General features: G+C 67.3%; 11 protein-coding genes. 4 read left to right on the top strand and 7 right to left on the bottom strand.

From position 1 onward, the window contains the following. Window positions 1–33: 33 nt before the first annotated feature. From E9536_RS02165 to E9536_RS02140, 5 genes are all read right to left on the bottom strand, one after another. Window positions 34–801: a sulfite exporter TauE/SafE family protein gene (locus E9536_RS02165; RefSeq protein ID WP_060085056.1), complete on the bottom strand. Its 768-nt coding sequence runs from the start codon at window positions 799–801 to the stop codon at window positions 34–36. After that, window positions 798–1,832 (bottom strand): phosphate acetyltransferase, encoded by a 1,035-nt coding sequence (gene pta, locus E9536_RS02160; RefSeq protein WP_136469199.1) that lies wholly within the window; start codon window positions 1,830–1,832, stop codon window positions 798–800. The genes E9536_RS02165 and pta overlap by 4 nt, the downstream gene beginning before the upstream one ends. Before the next feature lie 137 nt (window positions 1,833–1,969). Next, window positions 1,970–3,787, bottom strand: a complete 1,818-nt coding sequence (gene xsc / locus E9536_RS02155) for a sulfoacetaldehyde acetyltransferase (protein ID WP_136469198.1) — start codon at window positions 3,785–3,787, stop codon at window positions 1,970–1,972. Window positions 3,788–3,947: 160 nt separating this feature from the next. After that, a complete protein-coding gene (locus tag E9536_RS02150) occupies window positions 3,948–4,346 on the bottom strand; it encodes a nuclear transport factor 2 family protein (protein ID WP_136469197.1) in 399 nt (132 codons plus the stop codon). 371 nt (window positions 4,347–4,717) lie between these two features. Further along, window positions 4,718–7,612, bottom strand: coding sequence for a GH92 family glycosyl hydrolase (locus E9536_RS02140; RefSeq protein WP_136469195.1), 2,895 nt, complete (start codon window positions 7,610–7,612; stop codon window positions 4,718–4,720). 323 nt (window positions 7,613–7,935) lie between these two features. Here E9536_RS02140 and E9536_RS41275 point away from each other — a divergent pair, with 323 nt between their 5' ends. Further along, on the top strand, window positions 7,936–8,079 hold the full coding sequence (locus tag E9536_RS41275) for a hypothetical protein (RefSeq protein WP_168799489.1): 144 nt from the start codon (window positions 7,936–7,938) through the stop codon (window positions 8,077–8,079). 60 nt (window positions 8,080–8,139) lie between these two features. On the opposite strand, the gene E9536_RS02135 is transcribed toward E9536_RS41275, so the two are convergent. Next, the gene (locus E9536_RS02135) at window positions 8,140–9,666 is read right to left on the bottom strand and encodes a PLP-dependent aminotransferase family protein (RefSeq protein ID WP_027791259.1); all 1,527 of its coding nucleotides are present in this window, start codon (window positions 9,664–9,666) and stop codon (window positions 8,140–8,142) included. Between the two features lie 270 nt (window positions 9,667–9,936). On the opposite strand from E9536_RS02135, the gene E9536_RS02130 reads away from it, so the two are divergent. Further along, window positions 9,937–10,275, top strand: a complete 339-nt coding sequence (locus tag E9536_RS02130) for a GNAT family N-acetyltransferase (protein ID WP_136469194.1) — start codon at window positions 9,937–9,939, stop codon at window positions 10,273–10,275. A gap of 59 nt (window positions 10,276–10,334) precedes the next feature. After that, a complete protein-coding gene (gene phnY / locus E9536_RS02125; protein WP_136469193.1) occupies window positions 10,335–11,789 on the top strand; it encodes a phosphonoacetaldehyde dehydrogenase in 1,455 nt (484 codons plus the stop codon). A gap of 45 nt (window positions 11,790–11,834) precedes the next feature. Here phnY and E9536_RS02120 read toward each other — a convergent pair whose 3' ends face one another. Then, window positions 11,835–14,069 (bottom strand): TonB-dependent receptor, encoded by a 2,235-nt coding sequence (locus E9536_RS02120; RefSeq protein ID WP_136469192.1) that lies wholly within the window; start codon window positions 14,067–14,069, stop codon window positions 11,835–11,837. 322 nt (window positions 14,070–14,391) lie between these two features. Between E9536_RS02120 and E9536_RS02115 the strand changes: the two genes are divergently transcribed. Further along, entirely contained in the window at window positions 14,392–15,456 is a 1,065-nt protein-coding gene (locus E9536_RS02115; RefSeq protein WP_136469191.1) for an asparaginase, read from the top strand. Window positions 15,457–15,459 lie beyond the last annotated feature (3 nt).

Genomic DNA, 15,459 nt, shown 5'->3' with positions numbered 1-15,459 from the left:
CGGAGGGTTCGATGCGGCGTGCGCCGCGCGGCACTACACGCCGCGCAGCAGCGGCGGCAGCGACGTCGCGATCAGCCCGATGCCGATCGCCATCAGCACGCCGAACGCGAACCGGCGCAGCGCGACCGGCGACAGCGGCGGCGGGTAGTGGCGCGCGGCGACCGTCGTCAGCATCACGACCGGCGTCGCGATCGCGGCCAGCAGCCAGATGTCGCGATCGATCTGGCCTTCGCATGCGCTGTACAGCACACGCGTGGCCGAGGTCGTCGTGAACAGCACGATCAGCGCGCAGCGGATCTGCACGAGCGTCAACGGCTGGCGGTAGAACTGGAAGATCAGCGGCGGCCCCGACACGCCGAACATGCCGCTCAGCAGCCCGCCGAACAGGCCGCTGACGAAGAAGCTGCGGTTGTCCGAGCGCGCCGTGAGCGGCGTCGGGCGCAGCGCCGCGCTCAGGCCGCCGTACAGCACGACCGCGCCGAGGATCAGTTGCAGCAGGTCGGCCGCCGAGCGGCTCAGGCATTCGAGCAGCAGCACGCCCGCGACCACCGACGGCAGGATGCCGAGCGTCGCCGCGCCGACCGCGCGCCAGTCGATGTGATGCAGCCGGCCGGGCAGCGCGGCCGCGCCGTTCGCGAGCGACACGACGCTCATCAGCGTGGCGACGGTGGCGAGCGGCGCCAGCCCGAAGCCGCTCGTCGCGCCCATCACGATCATCCCGAGCCCGAAGCCGGTGACGGTCTGGAAATAGCTGCCGGCGCCGATTACCGCGATCAGGATCGCCAGTTTGTCTGCCGTCATGCGGGCGCGGCCTCGCCGGTCGCGGCGCGTTGCGCGGCCGCCTGCGCCTGCACGGTGGTCGCCGCGATCACGTGATACACGTCGTCGGCGCTGCAGCCGCGCGACAGGTCGTTCGCGGGCCGGCGCAGCCCCTGCAGCAGCGGCCCGACGGCCTTCGCGCGGCCGATCCGTTCGGCGAGCTTGTAGCCGATGTTACCGGCCTCGAGGCTCGGGAACACGAGCACGTTCGCATGGCCGCCCACCTGCGAATGCGCGATCTTGCGCTCGGCGATCTCCGCGACGATCGCCGCGTCGAGCTGCACGTCGCCGTCGATCGCGAGGGTGGGGCGCAGTTCGCGCACCTGCGCGGTCGCGGCCGTCACCTTGTCGACGGCCGCGTGATGCGCGCTGCCGCTCGTCGAGAACGACAGCATCGCGACGCGCGGTTCCTCGCCGAGCAGCGCTTGTGCGCTGTCGGCGGCGGCCATCGCGATTTCGGCGAGCTGGACGGCATCCGGATCGACGACGAGCGCACAGTCGGAGAAGATCAGCCCGCCCTTGATCGTGTGGAACGGTTCGCACAGCATCATCAGGAAGAAGCTCGACACGATCCGGAACGCCGGGTCCACGCCGATCAGCTGGATCGCCGCGCGCACGACGTCGGCCGTCGCATGCACGGCGCCCGCGACCGAGCCGTCCGCGTCGCCGAGCCGCACCATCAGGTTGGCGTACGTCAACGGATCGCGCACCGCGTCGCGTGCTGCGTCGGCGGTCATGCCTTTTTTGGCGCGCAGCGCGTGCAGCGCGTCGGCATACGCATCGCGTTGCGGGGCGTCGGCCGGATCGACGAGCGTCATGCCGTCGAGATCGATCGCGTCGCGCGCGGCTGCCGCGTGGATGGCCGCACGGTTGCCGACGAGCACGATGCGCGCGATGCCGTCGCGCGTCGCGCGCGCGGCGGCGTGCAGCACGCGCGGATCGTCCGCTTCGCACAGCGCGATGCGCATCGGCGCGCGGCGCGCGGATTCGAGGATGCGGTCGAGGGCTTTCATCGTTCGCTCGCTGAGGAATGGAACACGGGAAGGAAAAACGGCCGGATGCGGCGGCCCGCACGGGGCACGGCGTCCGGCCGGGTTCAGGCCGCGCGGCGATGCGCGCGGCCTGAAGCGGGTGCGTCAGCGACGCGGGCTCACACGTAGTCCTTGTACTTGTCGAGCATGCGTACCGGCTTCGACAGCGCATCGCGGCGGAACGGATCGCCGAGTTCACGCGTGCACATGATTTCGATGATCGTGGTCTTGCCTTCGTTCATCTGCATGTCGATCGCGCGCTTGAGCGCGGGGCCGACGTCCTCGAGGCGGTCGACCGTGATCCCTTCGGCGCCCATCGCGCGCGCGATCGCCGCGAAGCTCTGGTTGTCGAGTTCGCCCGCGACGAAGCGGCGGTTGTAGAAGTCGACCTGGTTCTTCTTCTCCGCGCCCCACTGGCGGTTGTGGAACACGACGGCCGTGACAGGGATGTTGTGGCGCACGCAGGTCATCGTTTCCATCAGGCTCATGCCCCACGCGCCGTCGCCCGCATACGACACGGCCGGGCGATGCGGTGCGGCGACCTTCGCGCCGATGATCGTCGGGAACGCATAACCGCAGTTGCCCCAGCTCATCGCCGCGAAGAAGCTGCGCGGCTTGTTGAAGCGCAGGTAGCTGTTCGCGACCGAGTTGATGTTGCCGATGTCGGTCGACACCATCACGTCCTCGGGCATCGCCTTCTCGAGCTCGCGCAGCACCTGGCGCGGATGCAGGTACTGGCCGCCGCTGAACGGCTTCTCGTGCTTCTGCTCCTCGATCATGTCGAGGCTGTATGCGTCGCGCTCGTGTGTCCAGTCGTCGAGTTCCTTTTCCCACGCGGCCTTTTCGGTCGCGATCTGGTCGGCGCGATCGCCGCGCGAGCCGTCGCACGCGAGCGTGCGGCCCTCGATGCGTTGCGTGAGCGCGATGGCCGCCGCCTTCGCATCGCCGCAGATGCCCACCGAGATCTTCTTCACGAGGCCGAGCATCTTGTGGTCCGCGTCGATCTGGATGATCTTCGCGTCCTTCGGCCAGTAGTCCATCCCGTGCTGCGGCAGCGTGCCGAACGGCCCGAGGCGCGAGCCGAGCGCGATCACGACGTCCGCGCGCGACAGCAGTTTCATCGCGGCCTTCGAGCCCTGGTAGCCGAGCGGGCCGCACCACAGCGGATGGTTCGCCGGGAACGAGTCGTTGTGCAGGTAGCTGTTGACGACCGGTGCGCCGAGCCGTTCGGCGAGCGCCTTGCATTCCTCGATCGCGTCGGCCATCACGACGCCGCCGCCCGAGATGATCACCGGGAACTTCGCCTGCGCGATCAGCGCGGCCGCATCGTCGAGGCTCTGTTCGCCGCCGGCGCCGCGATCGAGCCGGCGCGGTTGCGGAATCTCGACCTTGACCTTGCCGTAGAAGTAGTCGCGCGGGATGTTCAGCTGGGTCGGGCCCATCTCGGCCTGCGCGCGGTCGAAGCAGCGCGCGGTGAATTCGGCCATCCGCGCCGGGTGCGTGACGTGGCCCTGGTACTTCGTGAATTCCTGGAACATCGGCAGCTGGTTCGCTTCCTGGAAACCGCCGAGGCCGATGCCCATCGTGCCGGCTTCCGGCGTGACGATCACGACCGGGCTGTGTGCCCAGTACGCGGCCGCGATCGCCGTCACGCAATTGCTGATGCCGGGGCCGTTCTGGCCAATCACGACGCCGTGGCGGCCCGACACGCGCGCATAACCGTCGGCCATGTGGCCCGCGCCCTGTTCGTGCACGACCGGGATCAGGCGGATGCCGGCGGGCGCGAAGATGTCCATCGCGTCCATGAACGCGGAGCCCATGATGCCGAACATATCGGTCACGCCGTTGGCCGCGAGGGTCTCGACGAAGGCTTCGGACGGCGTCATGTCCTGCGGACCGCTGGCCGATGCACGCAGGGAAGTGGATTGTTCGCTCATGGGTTGTCTCCGATTGTTCAATTAACGGAACGTCTTGTTCCAGATGCTATTTGCCGGGAAAATCCGGTCAAGTCATTCCACCTGCTGCGGGGGAATGTGGAATGAAATGAAATGATTCGTTTCAAAATGCGCGCGGGTACGGTGGCCCCGAGTGGTGCGCTCAGGCCGGCTGCTTCGGCCGTTCCTTGCGGAACGCACGCTTGACGGCGATCAGCCCGTCGCGGAATTCGAACAGGTCGCAGCCTTCGGCCTCGACGCGCCAGCCTTCGGCGTGCGTGCCGGTGAACACCCACTCGGACACGCCGCGCTCGCCGGTCACGTAGTGGCGGCCGCGGCCCCAGTGCGCGTCGGGGAAGGTCTTGAACACCGCTTCGAACGCGGCGCGCACGGCGTCGCGGCCGACGAAACGCGTGCCGTGGATGTCGGGGCCGCCGGCCGCGTCGAATACGCAGTCCTCGGTCATGAAGCCCATCAATGCATTCGCGTCATGCCGGTTGAATGCGTCGGAAAACGCCGCGAGCATGGCGGCCGTGACGGGGGCGGTGAGCGTGTCGGACATAACGTGTCTCCTGTCGAATGGTGGGCGGTGCGCGAGGCGCTGGCGCGCATGCGGCACGCGGTATCGACACGTTAGTGAGCGCTCGTTTTTGGCGGTAGCGCCAGTTCGGGGGATTCGGTTGGGCCAGCGGCGGATGCCGGGCACGTTCGCGCGTTCACGGCGTTACCGACATGGCGGGACGCACGGCTTGAACCGGTTTCGTGCCGTCTCGCATGACGCGACGGCGAACGAGGCCGGTGAGCGTGGCGTGCACGGAAAATGGCGGACGAGGGATTCGGCCGCCATCGGGGCGGGACCCGCGACGCGGGCGAGCAGGAGGAGGCGGGGGGGCACATCGTCGCGCGCGATGTGCCCCGCCGGTCATGCGGGCATCAGGATGCCGTCATGCCGATCCCGAACACGTGCATCTTGCCGGCGCTGACCTGCCGCGGCAGCACGATACTCGTCACCACCTTGCCGGGCGGCACCGGAATCTTCTGCGCGAAGATGTAGGTCTTGACGTTGTCCTGCTGGCCGTTGCCGGCATTGCGATAGGCCATCGTGACGGCCACCGTCGAGCGTGGGCTCGCGCTGCCGCCGTTCAGGGTCCAGTCGTCGAAGGCCAATGTGACGGCCTGACTCGAACCGTCCGCGAAATTCAGCTGCGCGATCCCGCTGCTCGGGCCGTTGTTGGACGAACCGAGCACCACGACGCCGGTGCCGGCCGATCCCGGCGGCAGCATCACGGTCTGGCCGACGGTCACGGTGTTGTCGAGCGAGAGCGGCCCGCCCGCTACCGTCACGGTGGCGCCGGCCACCGCGAACGGCTTGCCGGGCTGCACGCCGGCCGCGCCGAGCGCATTGATCGAGTAGCTGAACAGGCTGCCGTCGAAGTCCGCGCCCTGGCCGTCGGTATTGGTTGCACCGTCCATGCTGAAGCCGCGGTTGTTGTAGCTGTCGGCCGCGTTGAGCGCCACCGGTACGCCGAACGACGGCGGCTGCGCCTGGGCGCCCCATCGGGACGGTGCGCTGCCCATCGCGAAGTGCAGCGTCGCACCATTGGCGATGTCGTCATAGGCGACCCATGCGGCAGGGTGGGCACGACCGTTGATCGACAGTGACTGCACGTAGCTCGAGGCCGGCGCGCCTGCTGCACGGATCCGCCAGGTGTGGCCGTTGCCGAGCCGCACGTCGATTTGCGGGAACTGCGGGCTGCCGATCGCCAGGCCCGCGACGCCGGGGATCTGCGGGTACAGGCCCAGCGCGCCCCACACATACCAGCCCGACACGGCGCCGAGGTCGTCGTTGCCCGGCAAGCCGTCGGGGCCGGTGCCGAACGCGCTGGCCATGATCTGCTGCACCACGCGCTGCGTGCCGGACGGTTGCGCGGCCCAGTTGTAAAGCCACGGCACCTCGAAGGTCGGCTCGTTGCCCATGTAGAAATTCGGCAGGCTCAGGCCGGCATTGAGCACCGTGAAGAACTGGTCGAGCCGCGACGTCACGGCCGTGTTGCCGCCGAGCTGCGCGAACAGGCCGGCCGCGTCGTACGGCACCATCCACGTGTACTGTTCGGCATTGCCTTCCACGTAGTTGTCGCCGCTGCCCGGCGTTTCGGGTATCCACGCGCCGTTCGATTGCCGTGCCGCGATCAGCGGCGGCGTCAGCGCGGTATTGAGCAGGTTCTGCCAGTAGGCGGAGCGGCTCAGCAGCATGCGCTGCGTGGCGGTATCGCCGAGTGCGCCGGCGAAGCGCGAGATCGCGAAGTCGCTGCTCGTGTATTCGAGCGTCGACGAAGCCTGCCCCCACTCGCCGCCGGTGATGTAGCCGCCCTGCAGGTAGCTCGCGCGGCCGCCGTTGGTGGTCACGTTGTTGCAGGCGGTGCCGGGGATGTTCGCCATCTTCACCATGTGCTGCAGCGCGGAGCGCGTATCGAAGCGCCGCGCGCCGAATGCGTAGGCGCTCGAAACGATCAGCGAACCGGCATCGCCCGGCATCACGCCGTCCTCGACGTTGTCGTTGACCCAGTGCGGAATCGCGCCGCACTGATCGGCGTCGTTGACCAGCGACTGGATCATGTCGCTGGTTTCGGACGGCGCGAGGATCGACTTGAGCTGGATCAGCGAACGGTAGATGTCCCAGCCCGAGAACGACGAATACTGCGCGTTCTGGCCTTTGGCGAGCTGGTGCACGGTATTGTCGAAGCCGATGTACTGGCCGTTCGCGTCGCTGAAGATGCTGGGCGCCCACAGCGCGTGATAGAGCGCCGTGTAGAACTTCTTCTTCGCGTCCAGCGTCCCGCCTGCCACGCGGATCGCGTTGAGGCGCTCGTTCCAGATTCTGTCTGCCTGCGTGCGCACGCCCTCGAAGTCCCAGCCGCGATTTTCCGCGTCGAGGTTGGCCTTTGCATTGGCGGCGCTGACGTACGAAATGCCGATCTTCATCCTGACCGCCTGGCCGGGACGGAAGCCGAGTTGCGCCACGCCGTGCGAGATCGACGCCGACGTGAACGCCTGGTCGAACGCGGCATAGAAGTAGACGGGTACCGGCACCGAGTTGCCGCAGAAGCCGCCGCCGATCGTGCTGCCCGAGATGGCGCTGTCGGAAACCTGCGTAATCGCGCCGGTGGTCGAGGTCTTCGTATTGGTGCGCGTCGCGTCGAGTACCAGCAGTGCGGGTTTGCCGGCCGGGTAGGTGAACCTGCCGAAGCCGGTGCGCAGGGTGGCGGTCAGTTCCACCTTGATCTGCGAATCGAGCGCGACCGAGTAGTAGCCGGGCCGGGCCATTTCATTCGCATGACTGAAGGTCGGAACGAGCTGCGTCGCGTCGGTGGTCGGCATGACCGGGAATTCGCCGTTGTTGCCGCTGCAGCCGGCGCCCGGCATGTGCGTGACGCTGAAACCCTGGATCGAATGGAGGTCGTAGTAATAGCCGGCCGGCGAGTTCGGTTCCTTGCTGTCGTTCGGCGCCGGCGTGGTGTTGGTGTCGGGCGCCCATTGCACCATGCCCGACGGCAGCCCGGCGGCCGGGACGACGCTGCCGGCCTGTCCCGCCGGCACCGGGTTCGGCGAATTGCTCGCGAGCGTGCCGATCAGCGGGTCGACATACTGCGTCAACGACAGGCTGCGGTTGTCGTCGAGGTTGGTCGTGTCGGCCGCACCGGCCGACGATTCCGCCGGATGTGCGGCCAGTATCGACGCCGCCGTTCCGTCGCTGCCGTCACCGCCTCCGCACCCGCTCAATGCGCACGCCGCGGCCAGCAACGCCGCGAGCGTCGTGAATCGACTCATGATCGTCCCCTCCAGTCGGAGATGCCTTTTTGCCTTGACGATCCCGACGATCGAATCCCGGGATCGCAGTGGGTTGTTGCTGTCGTGTTGCGTCGTAACACTAGGATTCGTATGAATTCGCTGTCAATCCGAATAACGGATTTGTAATGTTTTTATTAGATTTACTAAACGAGTGGAAACGATGTGCAGGCGGTGGCGCGGTATCGGCGGGTGCAACGGATTCAGCGAGCGCGTGGCGAATGCAGGGTTCTACGACAAGGCGAGAAACAACGTGCCGATCGGGGGCGGCGCACGTTGCGTGCGCACGTGAAAGCGACCGTTGCATGAAAGGCAGCCTGCATGACCGGCAGCGCAACCCGATCGATCGTTACGATCGGCACCTGCGCGCGTCGCACGGGAGCGACGCGCGCGACACCGACGGCATGCTTGCCGCGCAACGAAAGTCGGGATCGTTTCCGGATGCGTGATTGTGCACGAGGGGCGAGGGCGATCACGCAATCAGTGGCGCGACGCCTCTCCGCATCCGGTCAGGCGCCCGGCTTCTGCGCCCGCACGCACTGCGCCAGCGCCCGCACGCCCGGCTCGATCCGCTCGAGCGGAATCGCGGAGAACCCCATCCGGAAGCAGCGGCGCGCGTCGCCCGTATCGTCCATGAAGAACACGTTCCCCGGCTCGATGAGGATGCCGGCCGCCTGCGCGTCGGTCGCGAGGCGCGTGGCATCGAGCCACGGCGGCCCCTCGACCCAGCACGACGCACCGCCCGTCACACGCACATGACGCGCTTCCGGCAGATGCGCATCGAGCGCGGCCATCAGTGCCTGCGAGCGCTCGCTGTACGCATGCGCGAGCCGGCGCAGCAGCGCGTCGTGATGACCGAGCGCGAGAAAGGTCGCGAACGCACGCTGGATATACGCGACCGGATGGCGCACCATCAGCCGCCGCAGCGCGCGCAACTCGCGGATCAGCTCGCGCGGCCCGACCACGTAGCCGAGCCGCAGCCCCGGCGCGAACGTCTTCGACAGGCTGCCGACATAGATCACGCGATCGGCCGTGTCGAGGCTCTTCAATGCTGGATGCGGCGTGCCGGAGAACGTGTTCTCGCTCTCGTAGTCGTCCTCGATGATCACGAAATCGTGCTGCCGCGCGCAATCGAGCAGCGCGCGGCGGCGTTCGACCGGCATCGTCGCGGTGGTCGGGCACTGGTGGCTCGGCGTCACGTACACGTAGTCGCAGCGCGCCAGCGTATCGGCGAGCGCATCGGGCGCGATCCCGTGGCCGTCGACAGGCAGCGGCAGCAGCCGTGCGTTGCGGTTCTCGAAGATGTTGCGCGCGTCGGGATAGCCGGGATTCTCGAAGCCGACCGTCGTGTGCTTGCCGCACAGCAGGTCCGCGATCAGGTACAGCGCCTGCTGGCAGCCGTTCGTGACGACGATCTCGTCGGGCATCGCGAACACGCCGCGCCGCGGCAGCACGCGCGTGCGGATCTGCTGGATCAGTGATTCGTCGTCGCGCTCGATCAGGTCGGGCGCCCAGTTGCGGATCTCCATCACCGACAGCGCCTTCAGGCAGCATTCGCGCCAGTCGTTGGTCGGAAACAGCGACTGGTCGAATTGCCCGTAGATGAACGGAAATTCGTAGTGCTGCCAGTTCGCGGGCTTCACGATGTTGCGCTGCCTCGACGGCGGATGCGCGATGCGCTTTTCCCACGCAGGGCGGCCCGGCGTGTCGTCGTCGCCGTCCGGTTTCTCGCCGGGCTTGGCCGCCGCGAAGCCAGGCACGCCCTCGAGCATCTTCGGGTTCACGAAGTGCCCGCTGCGTTCGCGCGAGATCAGGTAGCCCTCCTCGACGAGCATCTGGTACGCGAGCACGACGGTGTTGCGCGCGACGCCGAGCTGGTCGGCGAGCTCGCGGCTCGACGGCAGCGCGGCATCGGGGGCGAGCTGGCCGTCGAGGATCGCGGCCACGAGCATCCGCCGGATCTGGTCCTGCAGGCTCGACGCCGACGACCGCCGGAACTGCTGGGCCCATAGGGCGGTCGGGGTACGACTCGGCATGCTTCCTCCTGTGATCGGTACGGGAAACGCGAGGCGGTGCGCGTTGGGGTGCGCGCGGCCCGCGAGAGGCGCGGTTTCGCGAGAATACGCGCGTCGCGCCGCGGATGTGGACTCAATGAAAGGTGTCGTCTGGCACTACTGCGCGCCGACGTGGCAAGACGATACTCAACTCGTCGCCCCTGGACGATCCGGATAACTCCCCGGTACGCGGGCGCGGGAGGGCGTGCGCGCATCGCGTTCGCCCGCATCGTGATGCGAAGGGAGGAGGCCATGCACGTCGTCGTGTTCAGGGATCGCTGCGAGCGCGTGATCCGCATCGTGTTCGACGACACACGCGCGACGGCGGTCGCGTATCGCGACGACGAGGCGATCGGCGAACTCGGCATCGACGACGGCGGCGGTGACGCGCGATCGCCGTCGCTTGTGCGGCTGTACGTGGAACCCGCCTATCGACGCAGCGGCATCGCGCACACGCTGCTGGCGTGTGCATCGCGCGAATTCGGACGGCCGATCCGCATCGACACCGGCGCGCGTGAGTGGCCCGATTCGCCGGCATGGGCGACGTTGTGCCGCTGCCTCGAATACGAAGGGCTGGTCGTGGTGCGGTAGGGCGCGCCGCGGCACCCGGTAGCGTGGCCACGATCACGCATCACGACGACGGAGACGACATGAGCACGGTCCTGAAGCCGATTCCCGCATCCGGCGTGCGGCACGAAGCGTTGCGCATCGACGGGCAGCGCGTGTGGCGCGACGCGGTGATCGAAGTGCGCAACCCGTACGACGGCGCGCTGGTCGGCACCGTGCCGAAGGCGACGCTCGACGACGTGCGGCGCGCGTTCGCGGCCGCGCGCGCATACCGGCCGGCGCTCACGCGCCACGATCGCGCGGCGATCCTGCGCCGCGCGGCCGACATCGTGCGTGCGCGCACGGCGGAGATCGCGGCGCTGATCACCGCCGAGGCCGGGCTGTGCATCAAGGATTCGACATACGAGGCGGGGCGTGTGGCCGACGTGCTGACGTTCGGCGCCGGCGAAGTGCTGAAGGACGACGGGCAGATCTTCTCGTGCGACCTGACCCCGCACGGCAAGAAGCGCCGCGTGTACACGCAGCGCGACCCGCTGCTCGGCGTGATTTCGGCGATCACGCCGTTCAACCACCCGATGAACCAGGTCGCGCACAAGATCGTGCCGTCGATCGCGACCAACAACCGGATCGTCGTGAAGCCTTCCGAGAAGGTGCCGCTGTCGTGCTGCCTGTTCGCGGACATCCTGTACGAAGCGGGCCTGCCGCCGCAGATGCTGCAGGTGCTCACCGGCGACCCGAAGGAGATCGCCGACGAACTGATCACGAACCCGGCGATCGACCTCATCACGTTCACGGGCGGCGTATCGATCGGCAAGTCGATCGCGGCGCGGATGGGCTACCGGCGCGCGGTGCTCGAACTCGGCGGCAACGATCCGATCATCGTGATGGAAGACGCCGATCTCGACGAAGCGAGCACGCTCGCGGTGTCGGGTTCGTACAGGAACTCGGGGCAGCGCTGCACCGCGATCAAGCGGATGCTCGTGCACGAGTCGGTGGCCGATCGCTTCACCGGGCTGGTCGTCGAAAAAACGCGTGCGTGGTCGTACGGCAATCCGGCCGATCCGTCGGTGGACATGGGCACGGTGATCGACGAAGCGGCCGCGAAGTTCTGCGAGCGGCAGGTGAACGACGCGATCGCGCGCGGGGCGCGGCTGCTGGTCGGCAACGTGCGCGACGGCGCGCTGTATTCGCCGACGGTGATCGATCGCGTGACGCCCGACATGCCGCTCGTGAAATACGAGACGTTCGGGCCCGTGTCGCCGATCATGCGTTTCCGCGACATCGACGAAGCGATCCGGATGTCGAACAGCACCGACTATGCGCTATCGTCGTCGGTGTGCACGAACCGATTCGACCACATCACGCGCTTCATCACCGAGCTGGAAGTCGGCAGCGTGAACGTGCGTGAAGTGCCGGGCTACCGGCTGGAGCTGACGCCGTTCGGCGGCGTGAAGGATTCGGGGCTGGGATACAAGGAAGGCGTACAGGAAGCGATGAAGAGCTTCACGAACGTGAAGACGTATTCGCTGCCGTGGTGAGCGCGGCGAGGAGGGGCGTATCATGCCCTCCCGCCGCCAGCCGCGTTACTGATAGAAGTTGAGCGTGACCATCGCCGAACGGCCCGGCGCCCAAGTCGCGTAGATCGGGTACGCGCTCGCGTAATACTTCTTGTCGAACAGGTTCTGCACGTTCAGCTGGACGTCCATCGTCTTGTTCACGCGCCAGGTGGCGGCCGCGTCGAAGCGCGCGTAGCCGGGCGTCCATTTCTTCGTCGTCGCGGACACCGATGCATAGGTCTGGCTCATCACCGTCGCACCGGCGCCGAGCGTGAGCTTCGGCATCACGTCGTAGCTCGTCCACAGCGTGAAGTTGTGCTTCGGCACCATCACCATCGGCAGGCCCGATGCGCCCGGGTTGCCGGGGCCCGCGTCGGTCGTGATCGCGTTCAGGTACGAGTAGCCGCCGAACACGTGCCACTTCGGCGTCATGTTGCCCGCGAAGCCGAATTCGAAACCGCGCACGCGCTGCTTGCCCGCGTTGACCGTGTGACCGAGGCCGTCGCTCACGCGCGCGTTGGTCTTCTCGGTCTGGAACAGCGCCGACGTCAGCGACAGTTGATCCCGCAGTACGTCCCACTTCGCGCCGATCTCGATGTTGCGCGAGCGCTCCGGCGCGAGGTCCTGGTTCGTCGCGGTGATCTGGTCGGTGCCGCCGCCGAGGCCGCCGTTCGACCCCGGCGGGTTCGACGACGTGCCGTACGACGCATACAGGCTCACGTTGCTCACCGGCTTGAACACGAGGCCGAACTGGTAGCTGAACAGGTTCGACGTGTTCGACAGGTCGGCGACGCCGGCCTGCTTGCCGGTCGTGTCGTAGCGGTCGAAGCGCAGCCCCGTGTTGAACTGCCAGCGCTCGGACAGCTTCACGGTATCGAAGATGTACGCCGACACGGTGTCGGTGCGCGTGTTCGTCGTCGCGCCGGGGAAGCCCTTGTCGCCGTTCAGCACGATGCTGCCGGTCCACGGCATGTTCGGGTTCCAGCCGCCCGCGAGCGGCGTGCAGTTGCCGGCCACCGAGCACGGGCCGCCCGAGCGGATGTTGTGGCCGGCCGAATCCGACACGAGGTAGCCCTCGTAGCGCGCCTGTTCATGGCTGAACTCGACGCCGGCCGTCATCGTGTGCTTCATGCCGAACAGGCTCGCGCTGCCGGTCACCTCGGTCTGGTTCGAGAAGCCGTTGAGCGCGTACTTGCCGCTCTTCGCCTGCAGGCTCAGCATGTTCGGGTTCGACGCGAGGATCTGCGGGTTCGTCGCGACGTAATCGAGCGTCGAGCGGCCGAACATCGTCGTGTTCTTCAGCTTCCAGTCGTCGTTGAACTTGTGCTCGACGCGCACTTCGGCGGTGTCGGTCTGCCCGTAGCGGTAGTCGCGCGTGTTCAACCCGAAGAACTGCCCGCGATCGGTCGGCACCGGCGTGCCGCCCGACGCGCGGAACGGCACGCTGAAGTCCGGCATGTCGTACGAGTTCATGTGGTAGTAGCTGATCGTGACCGTGGTCGGCGTATTCAGCCCGAACACGATCGACGGCGCGACACCCCAGCGCTTGTTGTACACGTCGTTGCGGCCGGCCTGGTTCGCGTCGTGACCCATTACGTTCAGGCGCACGGCCGTCGTGTCGTTGATCTTGCGGTTCGCGTCGACCGTCGCGCGCTTGTAGCCGTCGGTGCCGAAGCCGATGCTGCTGTTGATGAAATCGTCGTTCTTCGGCGTCTTCGTGACGATGTCGATGCTGCCGCCCACCGAGCCGCGGCCCGCATAGACCGAATCGGGGCCCTTGATCACGCTGATCTGCTCGACCGCGAACGTTTCGCGGTTCTGCAGCCCCGAGTCGCGCATCCCGTCGACGAAGATCGAGTTGCGCGATTCGAAGCCGCGGATCACCGGGCGGTCGGCCGACGGGTTCGCGGCCGCATCGCCGCCGAGGAACGTGATGCCCGGTACCGAGCGCAGCGCATCCGCGAACGACGTGACGTTCTTTTCCTTGATCAGTTGCTCGGGGATCACCGTGACCGAGCGCGGCGTATCGAGCAGCGGCGCGGTGAACTTGTACGACGGCGATTGCTTCACCTGCATGTCCGACGGCGCGGACGACTGGATCGTGATCGTCGGCAGCGTCGCCTGCACGTCGGCGGACGGGGCCGGCCGGTCGGCGGCGGGGGGCGGTGCCGTTTCGGCGGAGGCGAGCAGCGGGGTCAGGAAAACGGAGCAGGTCAGCGCCGACACGAGGGCGCGAGGCCTCGTCTTGAACTGGGCGGGCATATCGAGAGGCAGCAGAAGATTCGGTGAGCAGGCGCGTCTTCTCGATGCAGGCCGGGCAGTGCGGAACATCGGAAAACGTCAATGCAAATGCGTATGATTCGCGTTTGCGGTCGCAATTGTACGGATTGGTACTAATTCTGTAAACGATTGAATGGTTTTTGTACTAATTCGGTCAGGTCTTCGTGGGGGCGCGATCGCCTTTGCGTTATATGCAACACCGCTTTCCATGGCCGGGCCGGCGCGTGGCGCGGCGACTCGCTACACTGCCGTACCGGTTGGAAGGGCCCCGGCAAGCAGGCCCCGAGCATGGAGACAACATAAGATGGACACCCAACGCGCAGCAGTCGTCACGTACCGCGGCAAGGCGATCGAGAACACGCACGTCGCCGATGTGGCGGTGGTCGATGCACGCGGCAGGCTGCTGGCCCGGTTCGGCAATCCGTTCCGGATGACGCTCGCGCGATCGGCGGCGAAGCCGGCCCAGGCGCTGTCGGTAATCGAGACGGGCGCGCCCGAGCGCTTCGGCTTCGACGATGCGGACATCGCACTGATGTGCGCGTCGCACAGCAGCGAGGACCGGCATATCGAACGCACGCGCGCGATGCTCGCAAAAGTCGCCGCGCACGAATCGGACTTGCGTTGCGGCGGTCATCCGCCGTTGTCCGACGCGGTGTACCGCGCGTGGATCAAGCGCGACTACACGCCGACCGGCGTATGCAGCAACTGTTCGGGCAAGCATGTCGGGATGCTGGCCGGCGCGCAGGCGATCGGCGCCGCGATCGCCGATTACCATCTGCCCGAGCATCCGATGCAGGTGCGCGTGAAACAGGTGATGGCCGATGCGTGCGGGCTGCGCGAGGACGAAGTGGGCTGGGCGATCGACGGGTGCAACCTGCCGACGCCGGCGTTTCCGCTGGACCGGCTGGCGCGCCTGTACGCATCGCTGGCCGATGGTGCGGATACGGTGGAGGCGGGCGGTGACGCAATCAGCGATCGCGTGCGTGCGCTGGCGCGCATTCATCGTGCGATGACCGCGTATCCGGAACTGGTGGCCGGCGACGGGCGCTATTGCACGGTGCTGATGAAAGCGTTCGACGGGCAGGTGGTCGGCAAGCTCGGCGCCGATGCGTGCTACGGGATCGGCGTGCGTGCGTCGGCGCGCACGCGGCAACTGGGCGCCGATGGCGCGCTCGGCATCTCGGTGAAGATCGAGGACGGCAATCTCGACGTGCTCTACATGGTCGTCAGCGAACTCCTCGAGCGGCTGCAGATCGGCACGGCCGAGCAGCGCGCGCAACTGGCCGCTTTCCATCGGCCGCCGATGCTCAACACGCAGGGCGTCGAGATCGGGCACGCCACGTTCCCGTTCGAATTGCAGCCGGCCTGACCG

The organism is Burkholderia sp. LS-044 (assembly GCF_004803625.1).
Taxonomy (GTDB): domain Bacteria; phylum Pseudomonadota; class Gammaproteobacteria; order Burkholderiales; family Burkholderiaceae; genus Burkholderia; species Burkholderia cepacia.
The sequence above is the reverse complement of the archived record's forward strand: the minus strand, read 5'-3'. Positions and strand labels throughout refer to the sequence as shown.